The organism is Streptomyces sp. NPDC127190, assembly GCF_042672505.1.
Lineage (GTDB): Bacteria > Actinomycetota > Actinomycetes > Streptomycetales > Streptomycetaceae > Streptomyces.
The window spans coordinates 123,575-148,516 of sequence record NZ_JBHXVE010000001.1; the positions used below are offsets into that span (position 1 = coordinate 123,575).

Sequence of the window (24,942 nt, forward strand, 5' to 3'; positions counted from 1 at the left end):
TGCTACCAGTGTCTCAGATCAATTCCCGTGGCCCGTTGCCTGTGGATTTCGTCGCCCGTTGCCTGTGGATCTCCGTGCCGGGGGTGGGTTACAGGACGCCCGGGGTGGCGTGTTCCAGGCGTTCCTTGAGGAGGTGCTCGTTGTGCGGGAGTTCCTTGCGGATCTGGGGCCGTACGACGAGAGGCAGCAGGACCTTGCCTATGCCGTGGCCCTCGAAGTCGAGGTCCATGGTGACCCGGGTGCTGCCGTCGGGCAGTGCGGTGACCTCGCCGTGGACCTGGCCGCGGATGTGTCCGTCGATGCCCCGGGCGGTCCAGGAGTGCGGCGGCTCGAACTCGGTGCACTCCATGGTCATCGGCATGTCCCGGCCGCCGACGTGCCGGGTGACGCGGAAGCGGGAGCCGACGCCGAAAGGACCGTCGTCCAGTTCCTCGACGGAGACCGCGCTCTCCTGCCACTCCGGCAGGTGGACGGGGTCGCTGACATACGCCCAGACATCACCGGGCGACCGCTCGATGTCGATCTCTTCGTGGAAGGCGGACATGGCGCCCTCCTTCGGTGCGGGAGAGGGTCGGTCTACGTGCAGAATCGTCCCACTTGGATGGGTTTGGGGCCATATGGGACGGGCCCCCGCCTTGCGTGCAAACACGCGGGGCGGGGGCCCGGGAGCCGTACGACGCCGTCGCTCACCCGGAGCCGACGAACGCGACCATCAGCAGCCAGACCACCGGCGCCGTGGGCAGCAGGGAGTCGAGGCGGTCCATGATGCCGCCGTGCCCGGGGAGCAGGGTGCCCATGTCCTTGATGCCCAGGTCCCGCTTGATCATGGATTCGCCGAGGTCGCCCAGCGTGGCGCTGGCCGCGACCGCGAGGCCCAGCAGCAGCCCCTGCCACCAGCTGCCGCCGTCGATCAGGAACTGCATGCACAGCGCCCCCGCGACCATCGCGAACAGCACCGCGCCGACCAGGCCCTCGCGGGTCTTGCCGGGGCTGATGCGCGGAGCGAGCTTGTGCCTGCCGAAACGCCAGCCGACGGCGTAGGCACCGGTGTCGCTGACCACGGTCAGCAGCAGGAAGGTGAGGACGCGCCAGGGGCCGTCCTCGGCGGTCAGCATCATCGCGACGAACGTGGCCAGGAACGGCACGTAGAACGCCGCGAAGACACCGGCCGTGATGTCCCTGAGGTACCCCTCGGGGGGTTCCGTCATCCGCCAGACCAGGGCCGCGAGCGCCGTGAGGGCCATGGCGACCCACGCGCCCTCGGCACCGCGCACATACCCGGCGACCACCATCGCCGCGCCGCCGACGGCGAGCGGCACCAGCGGCGCCCTGATGCCCTTGCGCTCCTGGAGCCTGCTCGTCAGCTCCCACAGGCCGACGACCACGGCGACCGCGACCACCCCGACGAACACGGCCTTCTTGATGAACAGCGAGGCGATGATCACCACACCGAGCCCGACGCCGACTCCTATGGCCGCGCTCAGATCACGGCCCGCGCTCTTCTTCTGCGGCGCGGGGGCCGGCTGCGGGGCGTCGGACATGGGCTCCGGATTCTGGTTCTCGGCCGGGATCTCCCCGGACAGGGGGCCGCTCGGCCGAGCGGCACCCCGGTGATCGTCCTGGTCTCCGCCGTACGCGGGGCCGTCGGGCACGATGGGCATGGGGCGAGTCTGCTGCGCCTGAGGCGCATCGTACGCGGGACCCGCCGGGGCGGCCCCGCGGACAGGCGGGACGGGCTGGGCGGGCCCACCGTCGGTGGCTCCCCAGTACCCGGCCTGCCCCGCGGGTGGCGGCGCTCCCCAGGAAGAGTCGCTCATCAGACTTCGAGCAGCTCCGCTTCCTTGTGCTTCAGAAGCTCGTCCACCTGGGCGACGTACTTCGCCGTGGTGTCGTCCAGCTCCTTCTCCGCACGACGCCCGTCGTCCTCGCCGACCTCGCCGTCCTTGACGAGCTTGTCGATGGCGTCCTTGGCCTTGCGGCGCACGGAACGGATCGAGACCTTGGCGTCCTCGGCCTTGCCCTTGGCGACCTTGATGTAGTCGCGGCGGCGCTCCTCGGTCAGCTCGGGGAACACCACCCGGATGATGTTGCCGTCGTTGCTGGGGTTGACGCCCAGGTCGGAGTCGCGGATCGCCTGCTCGATGTTGCGCAGCGCGCTCTTGTCGAACGGGGTGACGACCGCCATGCGCGGCTCCGGCACGGAGAACGAGGCCAGCTGGTTGATCGGCGTCGGGGCACCGTAGTAGTCGGCCACGATCTTGTTGAACATCGCCGGGTGCGCACGGCCGGTGCGGATCGCGGCGAAGTCCTCCTTGGCGACCACGACGGCCTTCTCCATCTTCTCCTCGGCCTCGAGGAGGGTCTCTTCGATCACCACTTGCTCCTGCGTGTCTTGAGTAAGGCCCGGCTGCGGTTCCTTGAGTCGGTCGGCGGCCGGCTGCGTCGCGTCTTCTTCCTGCACGGTTCCCCACCGGCAGGACATTGTCCATCCCCCGGCCGGGGCCCGGCCCCTGCGGGGCCGTACATCACCGGCCGGACGGATACCGGGTCAGTCCCGGTTGCCCTGGTCGCCGACCAGCGTGCCGATCTTCTCACCCTTGACGGCCCGAGCGATATTGCCCTCGGCGAGCAGCTCGAAGACGAGGATCGGAAGCTTGTTGTCGCGGCAGAGCGTGATGGCGGTGGCGTCGGCGACCTTCAGGTCGCGGGTGATGACCTCGCCGTAGCCGAGCGCGTCGAACTTGACGGCGTCCGGGTTGGTCTTGGGGTCGGAGTCGTACACCCCGTCCACGCCGTTCTTGCCCATGAGCAGCGCCTCGGCGTCGATCTCCAGGGCGCGCTGGGCGGCGGTGGTGTCGGTGGAGAAGTACGGCATGCCCATACCGGCGCCGAAGATGACCACGCGGCCCTTCTCCAGGTGGCGCACGGCGCGCAGCGGGATGTACGGCTCGGCGACCTGGCCCATGGTGATGGCGGTCTGCACCCGGCTGTCGATGCCCTCCTTCTCCAGGAAGTCCTGGAGGGCGAGGCAGTTCATCACGGTGCCGAGCATGCCCATGTAGTCGGAGCGGGCGCGGTCCATGCCGCGCTGCTGGAGTTCGGCGCCGCGGAAGAAGTTGCCGCCGCCGATGACGACCGCGATCTGCGCGCCGTCCCGGACGACGGCCGCGATCTCGCGGGCGATCTTGTGCACCACGTCGGGGTCCACGCCCAGGCCGCCGCCACCGGAGAAGGCCTCTCCGGACAGCTTCAGCAGGTACCGGCCGCGCACTTTGCCTTCGTCGCTCTTCTGGGCCTTGGTGGTCATGGGAGATCCCGCCTCTTTCACGTGTTGCACATACGAAGAAGGCCATTGCCGATGGGGTCGCTTTTCGCTCCCATGCGCGGCAATGGCCTCCTCGTCAGATCTGCTGCCGTCCGCCACGTGCCCGGGTATGGCGGTGTGCGCGGACGACTGCTGTCGACCCTACCGAGAATTCCCCTCGGGTCGCGCGTCGATCGCGGTACGGACTCAGATGCCGACCTTGATGCGCGAGAAGCGCTTCAGGGTGACACCGGCCTCGTCCAGCACCTTCTGGACCGACTTCTTGTTGTCCAGCGCGTACGGCTGGCCCAGCAGCGTGGCGTCCTTGAAGAAGCCGTTGAGGCGACCCTCGACGATCTTCGGGAGCGCGGCCTCGGGCTTGCCCTCGGCGCGGGTGGTCTCCTCGGCGATGCGACGCTCGGACTCGACGACCTCGGCCGGGACGTCCTCCTTGGAGAGGTACTTCGGCGCGAAGGCGGCGATGTGCTGGGCGATGCCCTTGGCGACCTCGGCGTTCGGCTTGTCCAGCTCGACCAGGACACCGATCTGCGGGGGCAGGTCGGGCATGGTGCGGTGCATGTACGCGAGCACGAAGCCGTCGGCGAACTGCGCGAAGCGGTCCAGGACGATCTTCTCGCCGAGGTTGGCGTTGGCCTCGTCCACGAACGCCTGGACGGTCTTGCCGGGCTCGATCTCGGAGGCGAGCAGGGCCTCGATGTCGGCCGGGGAGGTCGCGGCGACGTGCTCCGCGATCTTGTTGGCGACGGCCTGGAACTTGTCACCCTTGGCGACGAAGTCCGTCTCGCACTTCAGCTCGACGATGACGCCGGAGGAGTTGTCGTCGGCGATGATGGAGACCACGGCGCCGTTCTCGGCGGAGCGGCCCTCGCGCTTGGCGACGCCCTTCTGGCCCTTGATGCGCAGCGCCTCGACGGCCTTCTCGACGTTGCCCTCGGCCTCGTCCAGCGCCTTCTTGCAGTCCATCATGCCGGCGCCGGTCAGCTCACGGAGCTTCTTGACGTCGGCGGCGGTGTAGTTCGCCATGAGTCTGTGAGTCTTTCTCGAAGTCTGGAAGATCTTCAGATCAGCACGGTCCAGCACGGTGTCGCTCCACATGTGAACGCGGCGCGCATACGTCGTGCTGACCTACGGGTGAACAGCGGGGGCGGTCTTCACCGCGCCGGAGGCGCTGTCAGTACCGCCCCCGCCGTCAACGCCTGTGTCAGGCCTGCTCGGCCTCGGCGGCGGGGGCCTCGGCGGGAGCCTCGGCCGGCGCCTCGGCAGCGGCCTCGGCCGGCTGCTCCGCCTCGTCGGCCTTCTTCTCGCCCTCGAGCAGGTCGCGCTCCCACTCGGCGAGCGGCTCGCCCGCGGCCTTCTCGCCCTTGTCGCCGGTGGCGACGCCGGAGCGGGCAATGAGACCCTCGGCGACGGCGTCGGCGATCACGCGGGTGAGCAGGGTGACGGAACGGATCGCGTCGTCGTTGCCCGGGATCTTGTAGTCGACCTCGTCCGGGTCACAGTTGGTGTCGAGGATCGCGACGACCGGGATGTTGAGCTTCCGGGCCTCGCCGACGGCGATGTGCTCCTTCTTGGTGTCCACGATCCAGACGGCGCTCGGCACCTTCTGCATCTCGCGGATACCACCGAGGGTCTTCTCGAGCTTGGCCTTCTCGCGCGAGAGGACCAGCAGCTCCTTCTTCGTCAGACCGGAGGACGCGACGTCCTCGAAGTCGATCTGCTCGAGCTCCTTGAGGCGCTGCAGACGCTTGTAGACGGTCGAGAAGTTGGTGAGCATGCCGCCCAGCCAGCGCTGGTTGACGTAGGGCATGCCGACGCGGGTGGCCTGCTCGGCGATGGCCTCCTGCGCCTGCTTCTTGGTGCCGACGAACATGACCGTGCCGCCGTGGGCGACGGTCTCCTTGACGAACTCGTAGGCGCGGTCGATGTACGACAGCGACTGGAGCAGGTCGATGATGTAGATGCCGTTGCGCTCGGTGAAGATGAAGCGCTTCATCTTCGGGTTCCAGCGACGGGTCTGGTGACCGAAGTGGACGCCGCTCTCCAGCAGCTCCCGCATCGTGACGACGGCCATGGCCGTTTCTCCTTGGTTTCTCGGTTGTGCCGCGTCCGCCGGACGGCGGTCGCGCCTGACGCCCGCGATGCGCCGTTGCCACAGAGGACCGAGGGGCGCTGACACAGATCGTTGACCGATCGGTGTCGGGGCGTGCGAAGTCGACCCGGTGACCCGGATCGCCAGAAGAAGTGTACGGGACCGGCGGGCCCGCGGGTGACGCCGCTGTCCACAACGGCGGGGTGGTCCACAGACTCCGGCCGTGATCACAGGCCTGCGGAAGGGTGGATCGCATGCGACGAGCGACGCGACACCTGACCGCGGGTACGGCCCTGCTGCTCCTGGTGCTGCCGGCCGCGCTGCCGGCGGCGGCCCTGACCGCCGTGGCCCGGGCGGGCCCCCCGCCGCCGGCCCCGCCGCCCGGCCCGCCGGTGCCGGCTGTCGCCCGGATCTGGCCGGTGGGGCCGCCGGGCGGCCGCCCGGCGGTGATCCGCGGCTGGGAGCCGCCTGCCACGGTCTACGGCCCCGGCCACCGCGGTGTGGATCTCGCCGCCCCTCCCGGCGCCCCGGTCCGCGCCGTCGCGCCGGGCCGGGTGTCCTTCGCCGGGCGGGTGGCGGGCAGGGGGGTGCTCACCCTGGAACTGGACGGGACGGACCTGCGGACGACGTACGAGCCGGTGATCCCGTCGGTCCGCGCGGGAGAGGAGGTGACGCCGGGCGAGACCGTGGCGACGCTGGACCGCCCGACCCCGCACTGCGGCCCGCGCTCCTGCCTGCACTGGGGTCTGCTGCGGGACAGGACCTACCTGAACCCCCTGTCCCTGCTCCCCCCGTGGCTCCTGCCCCGAGGCCCGTCGAGACTGCTGCCGGTCCTGGGCGTACCGCAGGCCCCGTAACCGCAGCTCGGCAACAGAGGCCCCCGGACGAGACCCGCGCGACGCCCCGGCTGACGCCCGAGGCCGGTCGCCTATCCGTCCGGGGCCTACCGCAGGCACCGTGGCCGCGGCCCATGCAGCGCTCCCGCCCCGGCTCGTGCCCCGAGGCCCGTCGCTTTCCGTCCGGGGGTGCTGTGGATGCGGCACGTGCAGCCCCCGCCTGGGAGCGCGGCGACCCGTTGGTCCGTCCGCCCGGGAACGCAGGCAGGACCGGACGAGACCGTCGCGGCAGGCCGGTCGTGACCCCTGCCGGTCCTGGGCGTACCGCAGGCCCCGTAGCCCCGGCCCCGCAGCAGGGGCAACCCCGGAGACGAGGCCCCGCAACACTGGACACCCCACGCCCCAGCTCCCGCCCGACGCCGGTCGCCTACCCGTCCCGGGCGCGGCGCAGGCACTGTGGAGGCGGCCGGGAGCCGGGGCCAGAGGGGGTCAGCCTCGTACGCCCCGCAGCGCCATGGCCACCGCGGCCTCCGTCACCTGCGCGGGCTCCTCGGCCGCGCCCAGCTCGATCCGCCGCACGGCGGCATCCACCACGCCCTGCACCAGCATCGCCGCCAGCCGGGGCTGGCCGTGCCCCATCTCGCCGAGCGCCTCGACGATCATCGCGACCAGCCCGCCGTGGGCCGCCCGGATCTTCTCCCGCGCCCCGGCGTCCAGCTCGCTCGCCGAGATGGCGACGACCGCCCGGTGCCGCCGGTCCCCGACCAGCGCCAGCTGCTGCCGCACATACGCCTCGACCTTGGCCTCGGGCGTCCCGGCCCGCTCCATGGCCGCCTCGACCTCGGCCGCCCACAGCGGGAAGTCGACCTCGCACAGCTCCTCGACCACGGCCGCCCGCGACCGGAAGTACTCGTACACCGACGACCGCGCCAGCCCGGTGCGCTCGGCCAGTGCGGGGAAGGTCAGCGCCTCCGTCCCGCCCTCGGACAGCAGGGACCGAGCCGCGTCCAGCAGGGCGGCTCGCTGCATCGACCGGTGCTCGGCCACGGAGGCCGCTCGAATCCTTGGCACGGCAACACTTTACGGACGAGCCCCGCCGAACGGGAGCGACTCAGCGCCCGAAGCTCGCCAGCTTGGCCCGCAGCTGGAGCACCGACTTGGTGTGGATCTGGCTGACCCGGCTCTCGGTGACCCCGAGCACATTGCCGATCTCGGCGAGGGTGAGCCCCTCGTAGTAGTACAGCGTCACCACGGTCTTCTCCCGCTCGGGCAGGGTGTTGATGGCCCGCGCGAGAAACCGGCGCAGCTCCCGGTCCTCGGCCACCTCCACCGGGTTGTCCGCGGCGGTGTCCTCCAGCGTGTCCATGAGGCTGAGCCGGTCCCCGCCCTCGCCGCCGACGTGCAGCAGCTCCTCCAGGGCGACCACGTTGGCCAGCGACAACTGGCTGAACACCGCGTGCAGTTCGTCGACCTCCATGCCCAGCTCGGCGGCGACCTCGCACTCGCTCGGGGTGCGCCGCAGCCGGGCTTCGAGGGTCGCGTAGGCACGCTCGACGTTGCGCGCCTTCTGCCGCACCGACCGGGGGATCCAGTCCAGCGCCCGCAGCTCGTCGATCATCGCGCCGCGGATCCGGGTGATCGCGTACGTCTCGAACTTGATCTCCCGGTCGATGTCGAACTTCTCGATGGCGTCGATCAGCCCGAACACCCCCGAGGAGACGAAGTCGGCCTGCTCCACATTGGGCGGCAGCCCGACGCTGACCCGGCCCGCGACGTATTTCACGAGCGGCGAGTAGTGCAGGATCAGCTGCTCCCGCAGCCGGTCGTCCCCCGTCGCCTTGTACGACCGCCACAGCTCGTCGAGCGTCGAGGGAGCGGGCGGCCGCACGCTGCCACCCTCGCGGGCGGCTGGGGGGAGCGCCGCCCGGTCGGACCCGGAGGTGTGCTGGGGCATTCGTCGCCTTGTGCCGTTCTGCCGTGAAGTGCTGTGAACTGCCGTGAAGTGCTGCGGTGCGGGAGGGGCTGGGATGTCGTGTCGTACGGTGCGGTGCCGTGGGTCGAAGTGGGCTGCCTGGGTGACCTGCCGGTCTGGTGTGGAGTTGGCGCGTTCTGCGCCGTCGCCTTTGTGAGCGTAGCGTGACTGAGGAGTCGCGGTGTGCGAACAGCGAGGCTCCACCCGCGCACGGGGCGCTCACGGGGGCTCCGCGAGCGCGGCACGCGCCTCGCTCGGCGTGACCGGCGCGGGCCCCAACTCGGGGAAACCCCAAGGGCGTCGGGGGTTCCCCCGGACGGCCGAACACCCTCGGTCAGCGACTTTCGTGGGCGGCCCGGACGGACATCACCGCCTGGCGTGTCAACTTCCAGCCGTCGCCATGTCGTTCGACGTACCCCAGTGCTCGGAGTTCGTACAGCCGGGCGATCGTGTCGTCCGGCGTGGTGCGGGCACCGAGCGCGATCTCCGCGGCGGGGGCCGGCCGGTCGCCCGGCAGGGCGGCGAGGACGCTCCGGGCGGCCGGTTCCAGCAGGTCACGGGGGAGCACCGGGCCCCGCCGGGCCGGGGCCAGCTCTCCGATATCACCCACGAGTTCGACCACTTCCGCGGCGTCGGTGACGAGGGTGGCCTCGCCGCGCAGCAGTTCGTGCACCCCGGCGGAGAGTGCGCTGGTGACCGGGCCGGGCACGCCCATGGTGAATCTGCCGAGCCGCTGTGCGGCCCGCGCGGTGGCCAGGGAGCCGCTGCGGCAGGCCGCCTCCACGACGACGGTGCCTCTGGTGAGGGCCGCGATCACCCGGTTGCGCAGGATGAACCGGCTCGGTGTCGGGTGGTCGCCCGGGGGCAACTCGCCGATCACCAGCCCCTGTTCCCCGATGCGGTCGATGAGCGCGGTGTGGCCGCGGGGGTAGGGCCGGTCGACGCCGCTGGCCAGGACGGCGACGGTGGCGCCGCCGACGGCGAGGGCACCGCGGTGGGCGGCGCCGTCGATCCCGTAGGCGCCGCCCGACACCACCACCCAGCCCCGCTCGGCGAGGCCCGCGGCGAGGCCGGCGGCGGTGTGGCTGCCGTACTCGGTGCAGGCGCGGGCGCCCACCACCGCGACCGAGCGCAGCGCCCATAACCGCAGGCTGGGGCGGCCCCGCACCCAGAGACCGAGGGGCCGGGCGTCGCCGAGGTCGTCGAGCTGCCCGGGCCACTCGGTGTCCCCCGGGCGCAGGAACCGTGCCCCCGTCCGCCGGGCCTGGGCGAGATCCCGCTCGGGCTCGGCCCGCCGGGCCCGCGCGACCAGCCCCTCCCACCGCACGGCGCTCACCCCGGGCAACGGCTCGCCGTCCCCGCGCAGCCGCCGCACCACCTCCCCGACCCCGAACTCCCGCACCCACCGCCCGCCGGCCTCGTCCCCCGGCTCGATCACCCGCCCGAGGAAGACCCGCCCGAGCAGTTCGGCGTCGGGGCATTCCTCTCCGGTCATGTCAGCGCCCCGATGGCCATCGGCACGCCCCGGGGGACTCCGGTGCGCAGTTGCAGGGCGAGGGCGACGTCGGCCGCGTCCGGGCGGTCGTGTCCGACGAGGTCGGCGACGGTCCAGGCGACGCGCAGCACCCGGTCGATGCCGCGCGCGGTGAGCACGCCCCGCTCCAGGTTGCGCTCGGCCTCGTCCATGGCGCCGGCCACGGCGTGATAGCGGCTGCGCAGCTCCCGGCCGGGCACTTCGCTGTTCCTGCGCCAGGGGGTTCCGGCGAGCCGGGCCGCGGTCCGCTCCCGGGCCTGCCGCACCCGGTCGGCCACGGTGGCGGTGGTCTCGCCCCGGGCGCCCGGTGCGGTGAGCTGGGCCCGGCTGACCGGATCGACCTCGACGCGCAGGTCCACCCGGTCCAGCAGCGGCCCGGAGAGCCGGGCCTGGTAGCGGCGGATGGCCGACGGCGGGCACTCGCACAGGGAGTCGCGCACGGAGAAGCGGCCACAGGGGCAGGGGTTGGCCGCCAGCACCATCAGGAAGCGGGCCGGGAACCGGACGACACCGGCGCTGCGTGCGATGACCACATGGCCGGACTCCAGGGGCTGGCGCAGGGCGTCCAGGGTCTGGCTGTGGAACTCGGGTGCCTCGTCCAGAAAGAGCACCCCACGATGGGCGAGGGACACCGCTCCGGGGCGCGGGATGCCGGGGCCGCCGCCGACGAGGGACTGCATGGTCGCCGAGTGGTGCGGGGCGCAGTAGGGGGCGATGTCGATGAGCGGCTTGCCCGGCGGCAGCAGCCCGGCCACCGAGTGCACGGCCGTCACCTCCAGCGACTCCTCCCTGGTGAGCCGGGGAAGCACGGCGGGAAGCCGTTCGGCGAGCATGGTCTTGCCCGCGCCGGGCGGCCCTTCCAGGAACAGATGGTGTCCCCCGGCGGCGGCCACCTCCACGGCCGTGCGGGCCGATGTCTGGCCCACCACGTCCGCGAGATCGTGGTCGTGTTCGTGCTGGGTGGCGCCGATGCTGTGCATGCCGGTGGCGGCGCCCGTGCCCGGTACGCGCAGACCGGCCAGGAGCGGGTCCGGGCGGCCCTGCTGGTCCGGTTCCTCCTCGGGGACGGGTTCGTCGGCCAGGACCGCGATGAGCTGGCGCAGGCTGCGCACGCCCAGCACCGAGACACCGGGGACCAGCGAGGCCTCCGCCGCGGCGCATTCCGGCACGACCACCTGTTCGTACCCGGCGTCGGCCGCGGCCAGCACCGCGGGCAGGATCCCACGCACCGGGCGGACCCGGCCGTCCAGCCCCAGCTCTCCGATCATGACGATGTCGGCGAGGACCCGGGGATCGATCCGCTCGGCGGCTCCGAGCACGGCGCAGGCCACGGCCAGGTCGAAGCCGGAGCCGGCCTTGGGCACCGATGCCGGGCTGAGTCCCACGGTGAGCTTCTTCTGCGGCCATTCGCCGCCCGAGTTCACCACCGCCGCCCGGACCCGGTCCCTGCTCTCCGTCAGGCTCTTGTCCGGGAGGCCCACCAGGGTGAAGGCCGCGACGCCGGGTTCGAGGTCGGCCTGGACCTCGACGACCACGCCTTCCACCCCCACCAGGGCCACCGAGCACGTACGGGCGAATCCCATTCAGGCCACCCCCCGGGCGTGCTCGACACTCGGGGCGCCCCGGCGGGGCAGGAGCACGCCGACCAGGTCGATGCGGACGCCTCCGGGCGGAGCCCCTCCGTGGGCCTGGATCCAGTGCTGGGCCAGGCCGAGCAGCCGGCCCGCCTTCTGCGGGGTGACGGCGGCCATCGGATGCTGGAAGGCGCCGTCCCTGCGGGTCTTCACCTCGCAGACGACCAGGACATCGCCGTCCAGCGCGACGATGTCGATCTCTCCGGAACGACCGCAGCGCCAGTTGCGCTCCAGGATCCTCATCCCGGCCTCGGTCAGCCGCCGGGCGGCCAGATCCTCGCCGTACCTGCCGAGTCCACTGCGTGCCTTGCTCATGTCGGCACCACCTCCGGCGCCAACGATCACGCAGCCGTGACCCAAGATGTTGATCTTGGTGGACGGCCCGGCGATTGTGGATAACCCCGTCACCCGCCGGAGCCCGTCACCTGCCCGAGTCCGTCAGCCGCCGGAGTCCGTCAGCCGCGGGTCACCTCACCCGCCGGGCAGCTCGAGGTCGCTCTTGTTCAGCTCCTCGATGTTCACGTCCTTGAACGTCAGGACCCGGACCTGCTTCACGAAGCGAGCCGGTCGGTACATGTCCCAGACCCAGGCGTCGGCCATGGACACCTCGAAGAAGACCTCACCCTGGACGGAGTGCACCTGCATCTCGTAGTCGTTGGTGAGATAGAAGCGCCGCTCGGTCTCGATCACGTATTTGAACAGACCGACGACATCGCGGTACTCCCGGTAGAGCTTCAGCTCCATCTCGGTCTCGTACTTCTCGAGGTCCTCGGCGCTCATGGCATGTTCCCCTTCAGCCGTGCGATCCCACCATTGTGCGCCAGCCGCGCGAGCCCTCAGACGATTTCCGGATCGAGGGTCACGGGACCGGCCGGGGGACCTTCGTCGAGCAGCGTGCGCAGCAGCTCGGCGAGTCTGGTCGGATACACCGTCTCATGCGCCCGGGCCAGTTCCTGACACGTCCACCACCGCGCTCCGGCCACGCTGCGCCGCTCCAGCTCCGTCAGCTCCGTCGCCCCGGTCACCGTCTGCGCCGTACGGGCCAGGTAGTACCACTCGTCCTGGTCCCAGCGGCGGCCCGCGAACGGGAAGGAGCAGCGGCGCTGCCAGAGCACGGGACCCAGCTCGACGTCCGTGATGCCGGTCTCCTCGGCGAGCTCCCGGCGGGCGGCCTCCTCCCGCGTCTCGGCGCCCTCCAGACCGCCCCCGGGGGTGAACCACCAGTCGTCGGCCGGGTCGTCGGGCTCATGGCCGTGCAGCAGCAGGATGCGGTCCTCGGGATCGAGCAGGACCACCCGGGCCACCTTCCGCGGCTCAGCGGGCACCGGCCGCCTCCGGGCGGGCGGGAGTGCGCCGGGAGCGGCCGAAGAGCTTGGCGATCGGGCCGTACGCGCCGCCGGCCAGGACCAGGACCGCACCGGCGACGATCAGCAGCTCGATGGTGCGCAGCGGGCCGGGCTGCGAGAGGGTGCCGAGCGCCGTGAAACCGGTGGGCCGCTTGAGCATGCCCTTCCAGGGCCATACGACGGCGTCCACGCGGGCGGTCACGGCGTCCCGGGAAACCGTGCCCTTGGCCGCGTCGGTGAGGTGGGCGGTGGAGTCCAGGGAGCCCTGGCGTTCGTCGCCGAGCAGGAAGAGCCGGCCCGCGGGGACGGTGACCGTCGGGAAGTTCTTGATCTCGGCGAGGGAGCCCTCGGGCAGATAGGGCTCGTCGATCTGCTTGCCGTTGACGGTCAGCTTTCCGTCGGTGCAGCAGGAGACGGTGTCCCCGCCGACGGCCACGACCCGCTTGACCACCTTGGCGTTGGTCACCCAGCTCTTGTCCTCGAAGACGACCACGTCCCCGCGCTTGACGTCGGCGCCGTCGACGCGCTGGGCCAGCACCCGGTCACCGGCGTCGATCGTGGGCGTCATGGAGCTGGTGGGCACGGTGTACGGCCGGTAGGTGACCGCCGCCCAGCCGAAGCCGCCGAGGAACAGGACGAGGCCGAGGGCCACGACCAGCCCGGACAGCCGCTGCCCCAGCCGGCTGCCGCCGGGCCCTGCCGTGCCTGTGCCGCCGCTGCGCGGGGCCGTACGCGTCGTGCTCTCGCCACCCATGGACCGGGACCCTACCCGGCGGTACTGAGCCTTGCCCACCCCCGGCGGAAAAGCCGGAGCCGCCCCGGCCGGGGCGGCTCCGGATGCTGTGGGACACGGTCCTGCCGCAGCGTGGGGCGTCAGCGCGCTCCTGCGGCGGCGTCCGGCGTCAGACGCGCTCCTGCGACCGGCTCCTGCGCCGGCGCCACACCGCCACCGGCACGACCGCCGCGACGGCCAGGCCCTCCGGAGCCACCGTCAGGGAGGCCGCCGCCGAGGACTGCCGGTCCAGGCCGGGCTGGTCGAAGGTGTCCGGAATCGGCAGGGTGCCCCAGCGGTTGACCGGCCAGGCCTTGACGATCGCACGGCCCACGACCTTGCCGACGGGGACCATGCCGTGGTTCCGGTCGGACTGGTTGTAGCGGGAGTCACGGGAGTTCTGGCGGTGGTCGCCCATCACCCAGATGTAGCCCTTGGGCACCTTCACCTTGAACTGGCCGCCCTGGTCGTCCACGCTGCACGGCGTGTTGCCGGGGTACACATACGGCTCGTTCAGCGCCTTGCCGTTGACCAGCAGCGGGCCGGAGCCCTTGCACTGGATGGTGTCGCCGCCGACCCCGATCACCCGCTTGATCAGGTCCTTCTCCTCCGCCGACGGCATCAGGCCGATCCAGCTGAGCACCTTCTGCACCGCGTTGGGGTTCGGTGTCGGCTCGCCCGCCAGCCAGTTGTCCGGGTCGTGGAAGACGACGACCTCGCCGCGCTCGGGCTCGGAGCCGAACCACGGGGTGAGCTTGTCGACCAGGACCCGGTCACCCTCCTGGAGGGTGTTCTGCATCGAGTCGGAGGGGATCGAGAACGCCTGCACCAGGAAGGTCTTGATCAGCAGCGCCAGGACCAGCGCGATACCGATCAGGATCGGCAGCTCCTTCCAGAAGGAGCGGGGCTTCCTGGGCCGGGGCGCGGTGTCTTCCGCGTCGGATCCGGAACCGGAGCCGGAGCCCGCGTCCTGGGTGCGGGGCGGCTGCTCGTCCCCGGCGGTGCCGTCGTCCGCTGCCATGTCATTCCCGGAGGTCATGGCGCCGTCCGGTGCGGGGGCGTTCGCTTCCACGGGGTGCCCGCGGTGCTCCTCGCCGTCGTGTCCCGACCGTGCGCCAACCGCCACATCCCCCACGCCAACTCCTTACTCTGTGCCGCCGCCCGCACCACATACGACGCAGGCCCACCACTCCCATAACGAGCGGGAGTTCCGCAGGGGTCGGGAGTTGGGTCATTCCGTTCGGATTCTCGGAAGCAACCCTATGCGACAGCCGGGAGGCCGCGGCCGCACCGGAGCGGGAGTCGCCGACGCTTGCGAAGGTTTTAGGTTCGTCCAGGCTCGTCCAGTGACCGATCGGCCAGCCGATGACCATGGCACGGCCCACCACGGAGTCCAGGGAGACCGTGCCGCCGTACGGGGTGTTCTGGTGGGCGCGGGAGTCCGCGGAGTCGTCGCGGTGGTCGCCCATCACCCACAGCCGGCCCGGGGGCACGGTGATGTCGAAGGGGGTGGCGGCGGGGGACGTGCCCGGGTAGAGGTAGTCGGCCTCGCTGAGCGGGACGCCGTTGACCGTCACCCGGCCCTGCGTGTCACAGCACTTCACATGATCGCCACCGACGCCGATGACCCGTTTGATCAGGTCTTTCTCATTGTCGGACGGGAGCAGGCCGATGAAGGACAGACCCTCCTTGAGCTGCTTGAGGACGACCGGGTCGGACGTCTTCCGGGTCTGTTCGTCCGCCAGCCAGCCGCCCGGGTCGTGGAAGACGACGACGTCCCCGCGCTGCGGCTCGGAGCCGAACCACGGGGTGAACTTGTCGACCAGGACCCGGTCGCCGATCCGGATGGTCTGCTCCATCGAGCCGGACGGGATCACGAACGCCTGGACCAGGAAGGTCTTCAGGACCAGCGCTATCAGCACGGCGACGCCGACCAGGAGCGGGATCTCCCGGACGGCCGAACGCCGCCGCTTGCGCTTGACCTTGCGCTGGAGTTTGCGGCGCTCCGCGCGCGTGCGGCCGCCACCGGGCGCGGAGGTGCGCCGGACCCCGGTGGGCAGCAGGTCGTCCGCGGGGGTCTCGGGCACCCCGCGCGGTTTGCCGCGGTTACCCATGGGCGCCCTCCGCCGCGATCGCGGGCACGCGCGCGTAGGCGGACGGCCGGCTCAGGTGGGTCATATGGGCGTACGGCCAGAGGATCCAGTCGGCGCGGCCGATGACGTCACCGACGGGGATCATGCCGCCGCCGGGTGAGCCCAGGTGGTCCCGGGAGTCGCTGGAGTCGCTGCGGTGGTCGCCGAGGACGAAGAGGGTGCCGGCGGGCACCCGGATGTCGAAGGCCACCTCGGAGGGGCGGTCCCCGGGATAGAGGAACGCCGTCTCGTCGACCGCCCGGCCGTTCACCTCGATCCTCCCCTTCTTGTCGCAGCAGACCACATGGTCTCCCCCCACACCGACCACGCGCTTGATGTAGTCGGCGTCCCCGAAATACCCCGTGCCGTCGAACACAACCACGTCACCGCGGCGCGGCCGGGCACCGAAACGGTACGCCAACTTGTTTACGAGAACGCGGTCCCCGATCCTCAATCCCTGTTCCATCGATCCGCTCGGGATCTGGAACGGTTGCACCACGAAGGCGTTGAGGGCGAGCAGGAACACCAGGCAGACGAGAAGGGTGAGGGTGATCCGGCCGCCCGGCAGCCAGTCGGCGAGCCGCGCCACCAACGCGAAACGCGACCGTCCCTCCGGCCCCGGGGACTCCGGGTGGGAGGAGCGGTCGCGTTCGGTCGGCTGTGCTTCGGTGTCCATCGGGGCGAGATGCTATCCCGCCCCGCTGTGACGCCGTGGCGCCGGCTCGCTCGCCTGCGGCTCGCGAGCAGCGGAGAGTGCTCAGCTCTCGCGCTTCTCCTTGATCTTCGCGGCCTTGCCGCGCAGCTCACGGAGGTAGTACAGCTTGGCGCGGCGCACGTCACCACGGGTGACCAGCTCGATCTTCTCGACGATCGGGGTGTGCACCGGGAAGGTGCGCTCGACGCCGACGGAGAACGAGACCTTGCGGACCGTGAAGGTCTCGCGGACACCGGAGCCCTGGCGACGGATCACAACGCCCTTGAACTGCTGCACACGGGAGCGGTTGCCCTCGATGACGCGGACGTGGACGTTGACGGTGTCACCCGGGCGGAAGGCCGGGATGTCGCTGCGCAGCGACGCGGCGTCGACGGTGTCGAGCAGGTGAGACATTTGGTCTGCTTTCTTCGCTGATGCCACAGGTCATCAACGGAAACTAGTGGTTCCAAGAAGGACTGTCGTGCGGGTCGGGGCGGACGTCGTGTCCCCCTGTGGCAGGGGCGCACACCGGACGGACGCACAACAGCGGTCTATTCTTCCACGCCCCCGGCCCGGCGCCAAAATCGGCCGTGCGGGTGACCCTCCGGGTCCGGTTCCCAGCCCAGGATCGACAGCATCTCCCGGTCCTTCTTGTCGAAGGCCTTGGGGTCGCAGGCCTCGATCAGGTCGGGGCGGTGTAGTGCCGTACGCCGCAGGGCCTCGTCCCGGCGCCAGCGGGCGATCTTGCCGTGGTGGCCGCTGAGCAGCACGTCCGGGATGTCCCGGCCGCGCCACACCGGCGGCTTGGTGTAGACGGGGCCTTCCAGCAGGTTGGCCATGGCACCGGGCGCGAAGGAGTCGTCACGGTGGGACTCGGCGTTGCCGAGGACACCGGGCAGCAGCCGGGCCACGGCCTCGGTGATGACCAGGACGGCCGCCTCGCCGCCGGCGAGGACGTAGTCGCCGATGGAGACCTCGTGGACGGGCATCCGGGTGGCGTACTCGTCCATGACCCGGCGGTCGATGCCCTCGTAGCGGGCCGGCGTGAAGATCAGCCAGGGCCGCTCGGAGAGTTCGACGGCGAGTTCCTGGGTGAACGGGCGGCCGCTGGGGGTGGGCACGATCAGCGCGGGCGCCTGGGCGCCGCTCTCGTAGCCGTCGGCGAGGACGGTGTCCAGGGCGTCGCCCCAGGGCTCGGTCTTCATGACCATGCCGGGGCCACCGCCGTACGGCGTGTCGTCCACCGTGTTGTGCCGGTCGTACGTCCACGCGCGCAGGTCGTGCACCTGGACGTCGAGCTGCCCACGCGCGCGGGCCTTGCCGACCAGGGAGACGTTCAGCGGCTCCAGGTACTCCGGGAAGATCGTGACGACGTCGAGCCTCATGCGCCGTCCTCCGTCGGCTCTTCCCGGGACGAGGCGATCTCGGCGCGGTCGTCGATCAGACCCGGCGGAGGCGCGATGACGGCCCGCTGCTCCTCCAGGTCGATCTCGGTGACGATCTCCTCCACGAAGGGGATCAGCACCTCGCTGCCGTCGGCGCGCTCCACGATGAACAGGTCCTGGGAGGGCAGATGCGAGATCTCGGTGATCCGGCCGACCTCGGTCCCGTCCTCGGTGACCACGTCGAGGTCGATGAGCTGGTGGTCGTAGTACTCGTCCTCGCCCTCGGGCAGCTCTTCCGGGTCGATCTCGGCGATGAGCAGGGTGTTGCGCAGGGCCTCGGCCGCGTTGCGGTCGGTGACGCCCTCGAAGCGCAGGAGGAGCCGGCCGCTGTGCACGCGGCCCGTCTCGATGGTGAGGGGGCCGGCGGAGGCCGGGTCGGTGGCCAGGACGGCGCCCGGCGCGAGCCGCAGCTCGGGCTCGTCGGTGCGTACCTCCACGGTGACTTCGCCCTTGATGCCGTGGGCGCGGCCGATCCGTGCGACTACCAGCTGCACTGTGCTTGATCTCCTGTCGGAACGACGAGAGCCGGAAGGCTCATACGACTGCGGGCCGGGGACGGCCCAATGGACCGGTCCCCGGCCCGAGCCGGTTGCGATGAAGCGTCAGCGGACGTGGTCCACGTCGACGAGGTCGACGCGGACACCGCGGCCGCCGATGGCGCCCACGACGGTACGCAGAGCGCGCGCGGTACGGCCGTTGCGGCCGATCACCTTGCCGAGGTCGTCCGGGTGGACCCGGACCTCGAGCACGCGTCCGCGGCGCAGGTTGCGCGAGGCGACCTGCACATCGTCAGGGTTGTCGACGATGCCCTTCACGAGGTGCTCAAGCGCCTCTTCGAGCATGGTGCTCAGGCCTCGGTCGACTCGGACTCGGCAGCCGCCTCGTCCTTCTTCTCAGCCTTCTTCTTCTGGGTGATCGCCTCACCCTTGCCCTCGTCGTCACCGCCGAGCGCCTCGAACGACGGACGGGCCGGCTTCGGCTCGGCGACGAGCAGCGGCGCGGGAGCCGGCTCGCCCTTGAACTTCTGCCAGTCGCCGGTCTTCTTCAGGATGGCGAGGACGGGCTCGGTCGGCTGCGCGCCGACACCCAGCCAGTACGCCACACGATCGGCGTCCACCTCGATGACCGACGGGTTGTAGGTCGGGTGGTACTTGCCGATCTCCTCGATGGCCCGGCCGTCACGGCGGGTACGGGAGTCGGCGACGACGATGCGGTAGTGAGGCGAACGGATCTTGCCCAGACGCTTCAGCTTGATCTTGACTGCCACGGGAGTGGGTTCTCCTGGAATTGACGTGGTTGGGCACGGCGAGCTGCCGCGTGGGGTTGCGGTACCCGAATGCCCGATGGACGCGTCAGCCGGAGGAGAGAGGGGTCCTATGCGACTGTCGAGTACAGCTAGCCATTGTGCCACACCCGGCGGGTCGCTCCCGGCCGCGGGGTGTGCCGGGCATGCTTGACCGGCACCCGGCGTGGAGGTGAGGTCACGTCGGGTGCACTGCCCCCGTGCCGTGCGACTGCGGTCCGGGCCGTCACCGGCACCCACGAGATGCCGGTACCGCGGCCCGGGTCACGCCGCTCCCACGACCTCCGGGATCCTGAAGGGCTTGCCGCAGCCGCCGCAGACGATGGGGGCCTGGGCCAGCACCGAGGGGACCACGCGGACATTGCGGCCGCAGTCGCAGACCGCCTTGACCCGGACCCCGCCGCCGGAGGAGCCGTGCCGGGCGGCCGGACCGCGGAAGGTGCGGGAGGTGTCGGACGAGGTGGCCACGGTGTGCGCCTTCAGGGCGCGCTGGAGGCGCTCCATCGTCGGGCGGTAGCGCCGCTTCGCCTCGGGGTTGAGCGTGACCAGGGAGAAGCCACTGCTCGGATGCGGTTCCTCGGGATGGTCCAGGCCCAGCTCCTCGGCGATGGCCAGGAATCGGCGGTTGTGATAGCGGCCGGCCCGGGAGGTGTCGCGGATCCCACGGGCGGCGGCGATGCCATGGACTGCCTCATGGAGCAGTCGCTCGAAGGAGAGCTCGTGCCCGCACGCGGACGACGACTCTCCGATCAGGGACTCTGGCGCGGCGAGGTCAGGCAGCTCGGGGTGGTACCGCTGGATGTCGGCCCACGCCTGCGCCAGCTCTGCGGCGAGAACAGGGGGTGTCTGTGTCGTGCTCACGTAATGACAACGAGCGGGGGTGCCGCTGTGTTCCTATTCCGGGGCATCCCAAATAATTTGCACGTACCCGTCAGTTGGCACTGATGCGTCCGGACGAGGGCGGGTGCGCCGATCCACGGAGAAGCCGCACAGCTCCTACCAAGCCGGTGCGTAGGCCGCGCTACGACGCATCCCGTAATGCCGGATGTCGCCCGGGCCGACGGATGCGCAAGAGGCGATTCGGCCGCTCTCCGCGCGGGCCTCGTCCTGGTCAGCGTCCGTGACGGTCGTGACGTTACCGCGCACCCCCGCACCCCCCCTGCGCCGCCCCTTCCCTACCCGGAGCGGACACCGTACGGCCGTCCGTATTGCCGGGACATGAAATCTCGCCACACCGGCCACCGGCCACCAAGCCGAGCCCTACGACCCCTGGACGGGGCCGCGAGCCCGCAGTTACCTGGCATACGTGGAAAGTGCGCGCGCACGGTACGGGGGCCACGCGACCGGGCACAACGGCGAACTGTCGGCGGATTGGGGCGCTTACCTATGACACCTACGCTCGTGCGGCAGCATCAGGCGCACGCGGACTCCACCCCCCGCGTCGACCGGTACGCACGCGCGCGTGACTGGTCCGAGATACAGGAGCGCATGCTGGTCCCGCTCTACGAAGCCGTGTACCAGCGACTGGAAGTGGGCCCCGCCACCCGGCTGCTGGGCCTGCGCTGCGGCTCCGGGCTGGCGCTGCTGCTGGCCGCCTCCAGAGGCGCCACCGCCGTCACCGGCGCCGACCCCTCCCCCGAGCGCCTCGCCCTCGCACGCGAACGCCTGCTGCCCGAGGGACCGCGCGACCCGCGCGGCACACGCGCGCGTACGGCCGTACGCCTGCTCCAGGGCCCCGCCGGGGACCCGGCCGACCCGGAGCCGGCCCGGTACACCCTGGTGACGGTCTTCGAACCGATCGGCTGCCGCGCGGGCGACACCGAAGGCCTCGGCGGCCTGCTGGCCGAGGCGCTGCCGGCGGCCGCACCCGGAGCCGCCGTGGTGCTGGCCGGCTGGGGACCGCCGGAGCGGTGCGCCACCTCCTCGGTGCTGCGGGTGGCCGGAAAGCTGGCCGATCCGCTGCGCGGCGCGGACAGCTGGCGCCCCGCCCGCCGGGACGACCTCGAGGAAGTCGCCCAGCGGGCCGGGCTGCGGCCCGACGGCTCGGGACGGGTGGCCTGCCCGTTCGGGTACGCCGATGCGGACAGCGCCGTACGCGGACTGCTGTCGACCGGACTGTTCGACGCGGCGATCGCGGCCACCGACGCCAAGCAGGTGGACAAGGAGCTGACGGAGGCCCTGCACCCGTACCGGCGCCCGGACGGGACCGTGTGGATGGACAACGTCTTCCGCTACGTCATCGCCCGCGTGCCCTGACCCCTCACGCCCCCTCGGCCCCTTCCCCGTCCTTGGTCAGCCGGGTGATCCCGGCGATCCGGTACGCCTCCGCCTCCTCCAGCGTCTCGTTCTCCAGCAACGCCTGCGCGAGGGCGTCCAGCTGCCCACGGTGCTCACGGAGCTTGCGACAGGCCTCCTCGTAGCACTCGTCCACGATCCGCCGCATCTCGGCATCGATGACATCGAGAGTCTGCGGAGCGGCGGCGAGCCCATAGGCCTGCTGGGCGTCGTTGGGCAGCGCCGAGAGCCGGCCCACCTCCTCGCTCATCCCCCAGCGCGACACCATCCCACGCGCGATGCCGGTGACCTGCTCCAGGTCACTCTCCGAACCCGTCGTGATCACGTCGTACACCACGTGCTCGGCGGCCATCCCGCCGAGCGCGCCGATGATCCGGCCACGCAGGTACTCCTCGGTGTACGCGTACTTGTCCGCGTCCGGCGTCGACAGGGTGACACCGAGCGCCCGGCCGCGCGGCACGATGGTGATCTTGCGAACCGGGTCGGCACCCGGCTGGAGCATGCCCAGCAACGCATGCCCGCTCTCGTGGTACGCGGTCCGCCGGCGCTCCTCCTCGGGCATCACCAGCGACCGCTCCGCCCCCAGCTGGATCTTCTCCAGCGCCTCCGACAGGTCGGCCTGGGTCACCGCCCGCTGCCTGCGCTTCACCGCGAGCAGCGCGGCCTCGTTGGCGAGGTTGGCCAGTTCCGCACCGGTCATCCCCGGCGTCGTCCGGGCGACCCGGGCGAGGTCGACGCCCTCGGCGAGCGGAATGTCCCGGGTGTGGATCTCCAGGATGGCCTCACGGCCGCCGCGGTCGGGCGGAGCGACCTGGACGATCCGGTCGAACCGGCCGGGCCGGGTCAGGGCCGGGTCCAGGACGTCCGCACGGTTGGTCGCCGCGATGACGACCACGCCCTCCGAACCGGAGAAGCCGTCCATCTCGGTGAGGATCTGGTTCAGCGTCTGCTCACGCTCGTCGTGTCCGCCCATCGACGCGCCACCGCCACGGGCCCGGCCGATGGTGTCGATCTCGTCGATGAAGATGATCGACGGGGCCAGCTTGCGGGCCTCGGCGAACAGCTCCCGCACCCGGGAGGCACCCACACCGACGATCATCTCGATGAACTCCGAGGCGGAAGCGGAGAAGAACGGCACCCCCGCCTCACCGGCGACCGCCCGCGCCAGCAGCGTCTTGCCCGTCCCCGGCGGACCCGCGAGCAGCACACCGCGCGGCATCTTCGCACCCATCCGACGGTAGGCGTCCGGGTTCTTCAGAAAGTCCACGACGTCGTTCAGCTCGCCCGCGACCTCGTCGATACCGGCCACATCGGCGAAGGTGGTGCGCTTCTTGCCGGGCTCCAGCTCGACCGGCCTCGGCGGCGCCTTGCGCCCCAGCATGCCGCCCGCACCACCGAGCCCCGCGCTCATCCGCCGCGCAATGAAGATCCACAAGGCGACGATGACCAGCATCGGCGCCAGCGAGATCAGCAGATTGGCCAGGAAACTCCGGTGCTGCACAACCGGCTGCGCCGTGACGATGACGCCGTGCTTGGTCAGACTGGCCCACAGGTCGTCGTGCGCGAACGACGGGCGCTCGGTGTCGAACTTGGTGTACGTGCCACCGCCGTCGGGCCGCTTCTGCTCCTTCTTGAGCTGGCCCTGGATGGAGTCGCCCTTGGCGTAGATCTTGGCGACATTGCCGTCGTTCACCTGCTTGGTGAACTCGGTGTACGAGATCGTCGGCTCGGTCGCCTGATCGAAGTACGACAGCACCACGTTGGCGATCAGAAACACCACCAGCGCGGTGAGCGCCAGCCGCCACCAGCCGCCGCGCATCCTCCGCCCGCCGGGCGACTGCGGCGGCGGCTCGTCGGGCGCACCCTCGGTACGCCAGGGCTGGTCGGGCGACTTGCGTGGCGGCGCGGGGTTGGTCATATGCGGACGTTACGACACCGACCAACCCCCGGCACGCGCAGCCGTGACCGCGGGGGAATCCCGCGGTCCCGGCTCAGCCCATGAACTTCTTGAACTCGTCCGGAAGCTCGAACTCCTGGCCGCCCTGCTGCGGCAGCCCGAAGGCGCCACCGCCCTGTGCGGCAGCCTCGCGGCGCTGGGCCTCCTCCAGCTCCTGCTGCCGGCGCTTCATCGGGTTGCCGGAGCGCTGCTTGCCCTTGGCCTTCTTCTGCTGCTTCTTCTGCCGGCCGGGGCCGCCGCCCATGCCCGGGATCCCCGGCATGCCCGGCATACCGCCCTGGGCCATCCGGGACATCATCTTGCGAGCGTCGAAGAACCGCTCGACCAGGTTCTTCACCGCGCTGACCTCGACACCGGAACCCTTGGCGATACGGGCGCGGCGGGAGCCGTTGATGATCGTCGGGTCCTGGCGCTCGGCCGGGGTCATCGACTTGATGATCGCGGCCGTGCGGTCGACGTCCCGCTCGTCGATGTTCTGGATCTGGTCCTTGATCTGCCCCATGCCGGGCAGCATCCCGAGCAGCTTGCTGATGCTGCCCATCTTCCTGACCTGCTCCATCTGGGCCAGGAAGTCGTCCAGGGTGAAGTCCTGGCCCTTCTTGGACGCCAGCTTCGAGGCCATCTTGGCGGCCTCTTCCTGGCTGAAGGTCTTCTCCGCCTGCTCGATCAGGGTGAGCAGGTCACCCATGTCGAGGATGCGGGAGGCCATCCGGTCCGGGTGGAAGGCGTCGAAGTCGTCCAGCTTCTCACCGTTCGACGCGAACATGATCGGCTTGCCGGTGATCTGCCGGATCGACAGGGCGGCACCACCACGGGCGTCACCGTCGAGCTTGGAGAGGACCACACCGTCGAAGCCGACGCCGTCGCGGAAGGCCTCGGCGGTGTTGACCGCGTCCTGACCGATCATCGCGTCGACGACGAAAAGGATCTCGTCGGGGCCGACCGCGTCGCGGATGTCCGCGGCCTGCTGCATCATCTCCTGGTCGATGCCCAGGCGGCCGGCGGTGTCCACGATCACGATGTCGTGGACCTTGGACTTCGCGAAGTCGATCGAGTCCTTGGCGACCTTGACCGGGTCACCGACGCCGTTGCCCGGCTCGGGGGCGTAGACGGCGACACCGGCGCGCTCGGCGACGACGCTGAGCTGGTTCACGGCGTTGGGGCGCTGGAGGTCACAGGCGACCAGCAGCGGGGAGTGACCCTGCTCCTTGAGCCACCGGCCGAGCTTGCCCGCGAGGGTGGTCTTACCGGCACCCTGGAGACCCGCCAGCATGATCACGGTGGGGGGCTGCTTGGCGAAGCGGAGCCGGCGGGTCTCGCCGCCGAGGATGGTGACCAGCTCGTCGTTGACGATTTTCAGGACCTGCTGCGCGGGGTTCAGCGCACGCGAGACCTCGGCGCCGAGCGCACGCTCCTTGACGTTCTTGATGAACGTCCGGACGACCGGCAGGGCCACGTCGGCTTCGAGAAGCGCGATGCGGATCTCACGGGCCGTGGCGTCGATGTCCGCCTCGCTGAGGCGCCCCTTGCCGCGGAGGTTTTTGAATGTCGCGCTGAGGCGGTCGGAGAGGGTATCGAACACGGTGGCGTCGGTCCTCGGGGTCGGAG

General features: G+C 71.0%; 27 protein-coding genes. 2 read left to right on the top strand and 25 right to left on the bottom strand.

The genetic code is table 11. The features are described 5' to 3' along the window. Positions 1-88 precede the first annotated feature (88 nt). The 6 genes from ACFVIU_RS00515 to rpsB all read right to left on the bottom strand — a co-directional run bounded on the left by ACFVIU_RS00515 (position 89) and on the right by rpsB (position 5,396). On the bottom strand, positions 89-544 hold the full coding sequence (locus ACFVIU_RS00515) for an SRPBCC family protein (RefSeq protein WP_385839690.1): 456 nt from the start codon (positions 542-544) through the stop codon (positions 89-91). A gap of 142 nt (positions 545-686) precedes the next feature. Next, positions 687-1,817, bottom strand: a complete 1,131-nt coding sequence (locus ACFVIU_RS00520) for a phosphatidate cytidylyltransferase (RefSeq protein WP_385839691.1) — start codon at positions 1,815-1,817, stop codon at positions 687-689. After that, positions 1,817-2,374: a ribosome recycling factor gene (frr, locus tag ACFVIU_RS00525; RefSeq protein WP_385839692.1), complete on the bottom strand. Its 558-nt coding sequence runs from the start codon at positions 2,372-2,374 to the stop codon at positions 1,817-1,819. The genes ACFVIU_RS00520 and frr overlap by 1 nt, the downstream gene beginning before the upstream one ends. A 174-nt stretch (positions 2,375-2,548) precedes the next feature. After that, complete coding sequence (gene pyrH / locus ACFVIU_RS00530; RefSeq protein WP_385839693.1) at positions 2,549-3,307, bottom strand: UMP kinase; 759 nt, start codon at positions 3,305-3,307, stop codon at positions 2,549-2,551. A 204-nt stretch (positions 3,308-3,511) separates the two neighbouring features. Then, on the bottom strand, positions 3,512-4,348 hold the full coding sequence (gene tsf / locus ACFVIU_RS00535; RefSeq protein WP_385839694.1) for a translation elongation factor Ts: 837 nt from the start codon (positions 4,346-4,348) through the stop codon (positions 3,512-3,514). A gap of 178 nt (positions 4,349-4,526) precedes the next feature. Continuing rightward, on the bottom strand, positions 4,527-5,396 hold the full coding sequence (gene rpsB / locus ACFVIU_RS00540; RefSeq protein ID WP_385839695.1) for a 30S ribosomal protein S2: 870 nt from the start codon (positions 5,394-5,396) through the stop codon (positions 4,527-4,529). Between the two features lie 272 nt (positions 5,397-5,668). On the opposite strand from rpsB, the gene ACFVIU_RS00545 reads away from it, so the two are divergent. Beyond that, positions 5,669-6,271, top strand: a complete 603-nt coding sequence (locus tag ACFVIU_RS00545; protein ID WP_385839697.1) for a peptidoglycan DD-metalloendopeptidase family protein — start codon at positions 5,669-5,671, stop codon at positions 6,269-6,271. Positions 6,272-6,739: 468 nt separating this feature from the next. Here ACFVIU_RS00545 and ACFVIU_RS00550 read toward each other — a convergent pair whose 3' ends face one another. From ACFVIU_RS00550 to ACFVIU_RS00630, 17 genes are all read right to left on the bottom strand, one after another. After that, entirely contained in the window at positions 6,740-7,297 is a 558-nt protein-coding gene (locus tag ACFVIU_RS00550; RefSeq protein WP_385840299.1) for a TetR/AcrR family transcriptional regulator, read from the bottom strand. 64 nt (positions 7,298-7,361) lie between these two features. After that, complete coding sequence (gene whiG / locus ACFVIU_RS00555; protein ID WP_385839698.1) at positions 7,362-8,204, bottom strand: RNA polymerase sigma factor WhiG; 843 nt, start codon at positions 8,202-8,204, stop codon at positions 7,362-7,364. Between the two features lie 352 nt (positions 8,205-8,556). Further along, positions 8,557-9,717, bottom strand: coding sequence for a DNA-processing protein DprA (gene dprA, locus ACFVIU_RS00560; RefSeq protein WP_385839699.1), 1,161 nt, complete (start codon positions 9,715-9,717; stop codon positions 8,557-8,559). Then, positions 9,714-11,339 (bottom strand): YifB family Mg chelatase-like AAA ATPase, encoded by a 1,626-nt coding sequence (locus ACFVIU_RS00565; protein ID WP_385839700.1) that lies wholly within the window; start codon positions 11,337-11,339, stop codon positions 9,714-9,716. The genes dprA and ACFVIU_RS00565 overlap by 4 nt, the downstream gene beginning before the upstream one ends. Beyond that, entirely contained in the window at positions 11,340-11,705 is a 366-nt protein-coding gene (locus ACFVIU_RS00570; protein ID WP_385839701.1) for a YraN family protein, read from the bottom strand. Between the two features lie 156 nt (positions 11,706-11,861). Continuing rightward, positions 11,862-12,170, bottom strand: coding sequence for a DUF2469 domain-containing protein (locus ACFVIU_RS00575; RefSeq protein ID WP_003965949.1), 309 nt, complete (start codon positions 12,168-12,170; stop codon positions 11,862-11,864). A 56-nt stretch (positions 12,171-12,226) separates the two neighbouring features. Further along, positions 12,227-12,715: an NUDIX hydrolase gene (locus tag ACFVIU_RS00580; protein ID WP_385839703.1), complete on the bottom strand. Its 489-nt coding sequence runs from the start codon at positions 12,713-12,715 to the stop codon at positions 12,227-12,229. Continuing rightward, positions 12,705-13,490, bottom strand: coding sequence for a signal peptidase I (lepB, locus tag ACFVIU_RS00585; RefSeq protein WP_385839704.1), 786 nt, complete (start codon positions 13,488-13,490; stop codon positions 12,705-12,707). The genes ACFVIU_RS00580 and lepB (ACFVIU_RS00585) overlap by 11 nt, the downstream gene beginning before the upstream one ends. A 148-nt stretch (positions 13,491-13,638) precedes the next feature. After that, positions 13,639-14,643, bottom strand: a complete 1,005-nt coding sequence (gene lepB, locus ACFVIU_RS00590) for a signal peptidase I (protein ID WP_385839705.1) — start codon at positions 14,641-14,643, stop codon at positions 13,639-13,641. Further along, positions 14,531-15,622, bottom strand: coding sequence for a signal peptidase I (gene lepB, locus ACFVIU_RS00595; RefSeq protein WP_385839706.1), 1,092 nt, complete (start codon positions 15,620-15,622; stop codon positions 14,531-14,533). Before lepB (ACFVIU_RS00595) ends, lepB (ACFVIU_RS00590) begins: the two co-directional genes overlap by 113 nt. Next, on the bottom strand, positions 15,615-16,316 hold the full coding sequence (lepB, locus tag ACFVIU_RS00600) for a signal peptidase I (protein ID WP_385839707.1): 702 nt from the start codon (positions 16,314-16,316) through the stop codon (positions 15,615-15,617). The genes lepB (ACFVIU_RS00595) and lepB (ACFVIU_RS00600) overlap by 8 nt, the downstream gene beginning before the upstream one ends. A gap of 81 nt (positions 16,317-16,397) precedes the next feature. Next, positions 16,398-16,748, bottom strand: a complete 351-nt coding sequence (gene rplS, locus ACFVIU_RS00605) for a 50S ribosomal protein L19 (protein WP_070022289.1) — start codon at positions 16,746-16,748, stop codon at positions 16,398-16,400. 137 nt (positions 16,749-16,885) lie between these two features. Further along, the gene (gene trmD, locus ACFVIU_RS00610) at positions 16,886-17,719 is read right to left on the bottom strand and encodes a tRNA (guanosine(37)-N1)-methyltransferase TrmD (RefSeq protein ID WP_385839709.1); all 834 of its coding nucleotides are present in this window, start codon (positions 17,717-17,719) and stop codon (positions 16,886-16,888) included. Continuing rightward, entirely contained in the window at positions 17,716-18,273 is a 558-nt protein-coding gene (gene rimM, locus ACFVIU_RS00615; RefSeq protein WP_385839710.1) for a ribosome maturation factor RimM, read from the bottom strand. The genes trmD and rimM overlap by 4 nt, the downstream gene beginning before the upstream one ends. 108 nt (positions 18,274-18,381) lie before the next feature. Beyond that, a complete protein-coding gene (locus ACFVIU_RS00620; protein WP_003973401.1) occupies positions 18,382-18,621 on the bottom strand; it encodes an RNA-binding protein in 240 nt (79 codons plus the stop codon). 5 nt (positions 18,622-18,626) lie between these two features. Continuing rightward, the gene (gene rpsP / locus ACFVIU_RS00625; RefSeq protein ID WP_023546467.1) at positions 18,627-19,046 is read right to left on the bottom strand and encodes a 30S ribosomal protein S16; all 420 of its coding nucleotides are present in this window, start codon (positions 19,044-19,046) and stop codon (positions 18,627-18,629) included. A gap of 300 nt (positions 19,047-19,346) precedes the next feature. Beyond that, positions 19,347-19,943 carry a hypothetical protein gene (locus ACFVIU_RS00630; RefSeq protein ID WP_385839711.1) on the bottom strand — a complete coding sequence of 199 codons (597 nt, stop codon included), beginning with the start codon at positions 19,941-19,943 and terminating at the stop codon, positions 19,347-19,349. Between the two features lie 525 nt (positions 19,944-20,468). Here ACFVIU_RS00630 and ACFVIU_RS00635 point away from each other — a divergent pair. Continuing rightward, positions 20,469-21,338, top strand: a complete 870-nt coding sequence (locus ACFVIU_RS00635) for an SAM-dependent methyltransferase (RefSeq protein ID WP_385839712.1) — start codon at positions 20,469-20,471, stop codon at positions 21,336-21,338. A gap of 4 nt (positions 21,339-21,342) precedes the next feature. Here ACFVIU_RS00635 and ftsH read toward each other — a convergent pair whose 3' ends face one another. Both ftsH and ffh read right to left on the bottom strand, forming a co-directional pair. Beyond that, a complete protein-coding gene (gene ftsH / locus ACFVIU_RS00640) occupies positions 21,343-23,295 on the bottom strand; it encodes an ATP-dependent zinc metalloprotease FtsH (RefSeq protein WP_385839713.1) in 1,953 nt (650 codons plus the stop codon). 73 nt (positions 23,296-23,368) lie between these two features. Then, on the bottom strand, positions 23,369-24,916 hold the full coding sequence (gene ffh, locus ACFVIU_RS00645; protein ID WP_385839715.1) for a signal recognition particle protein: 1,548 nt from the start codon (positions 24,914-24,916) through the stop codon (positions 23,369-23,371). Positions 24,917-24,942 lie beyond the last annotated feature (26 nt).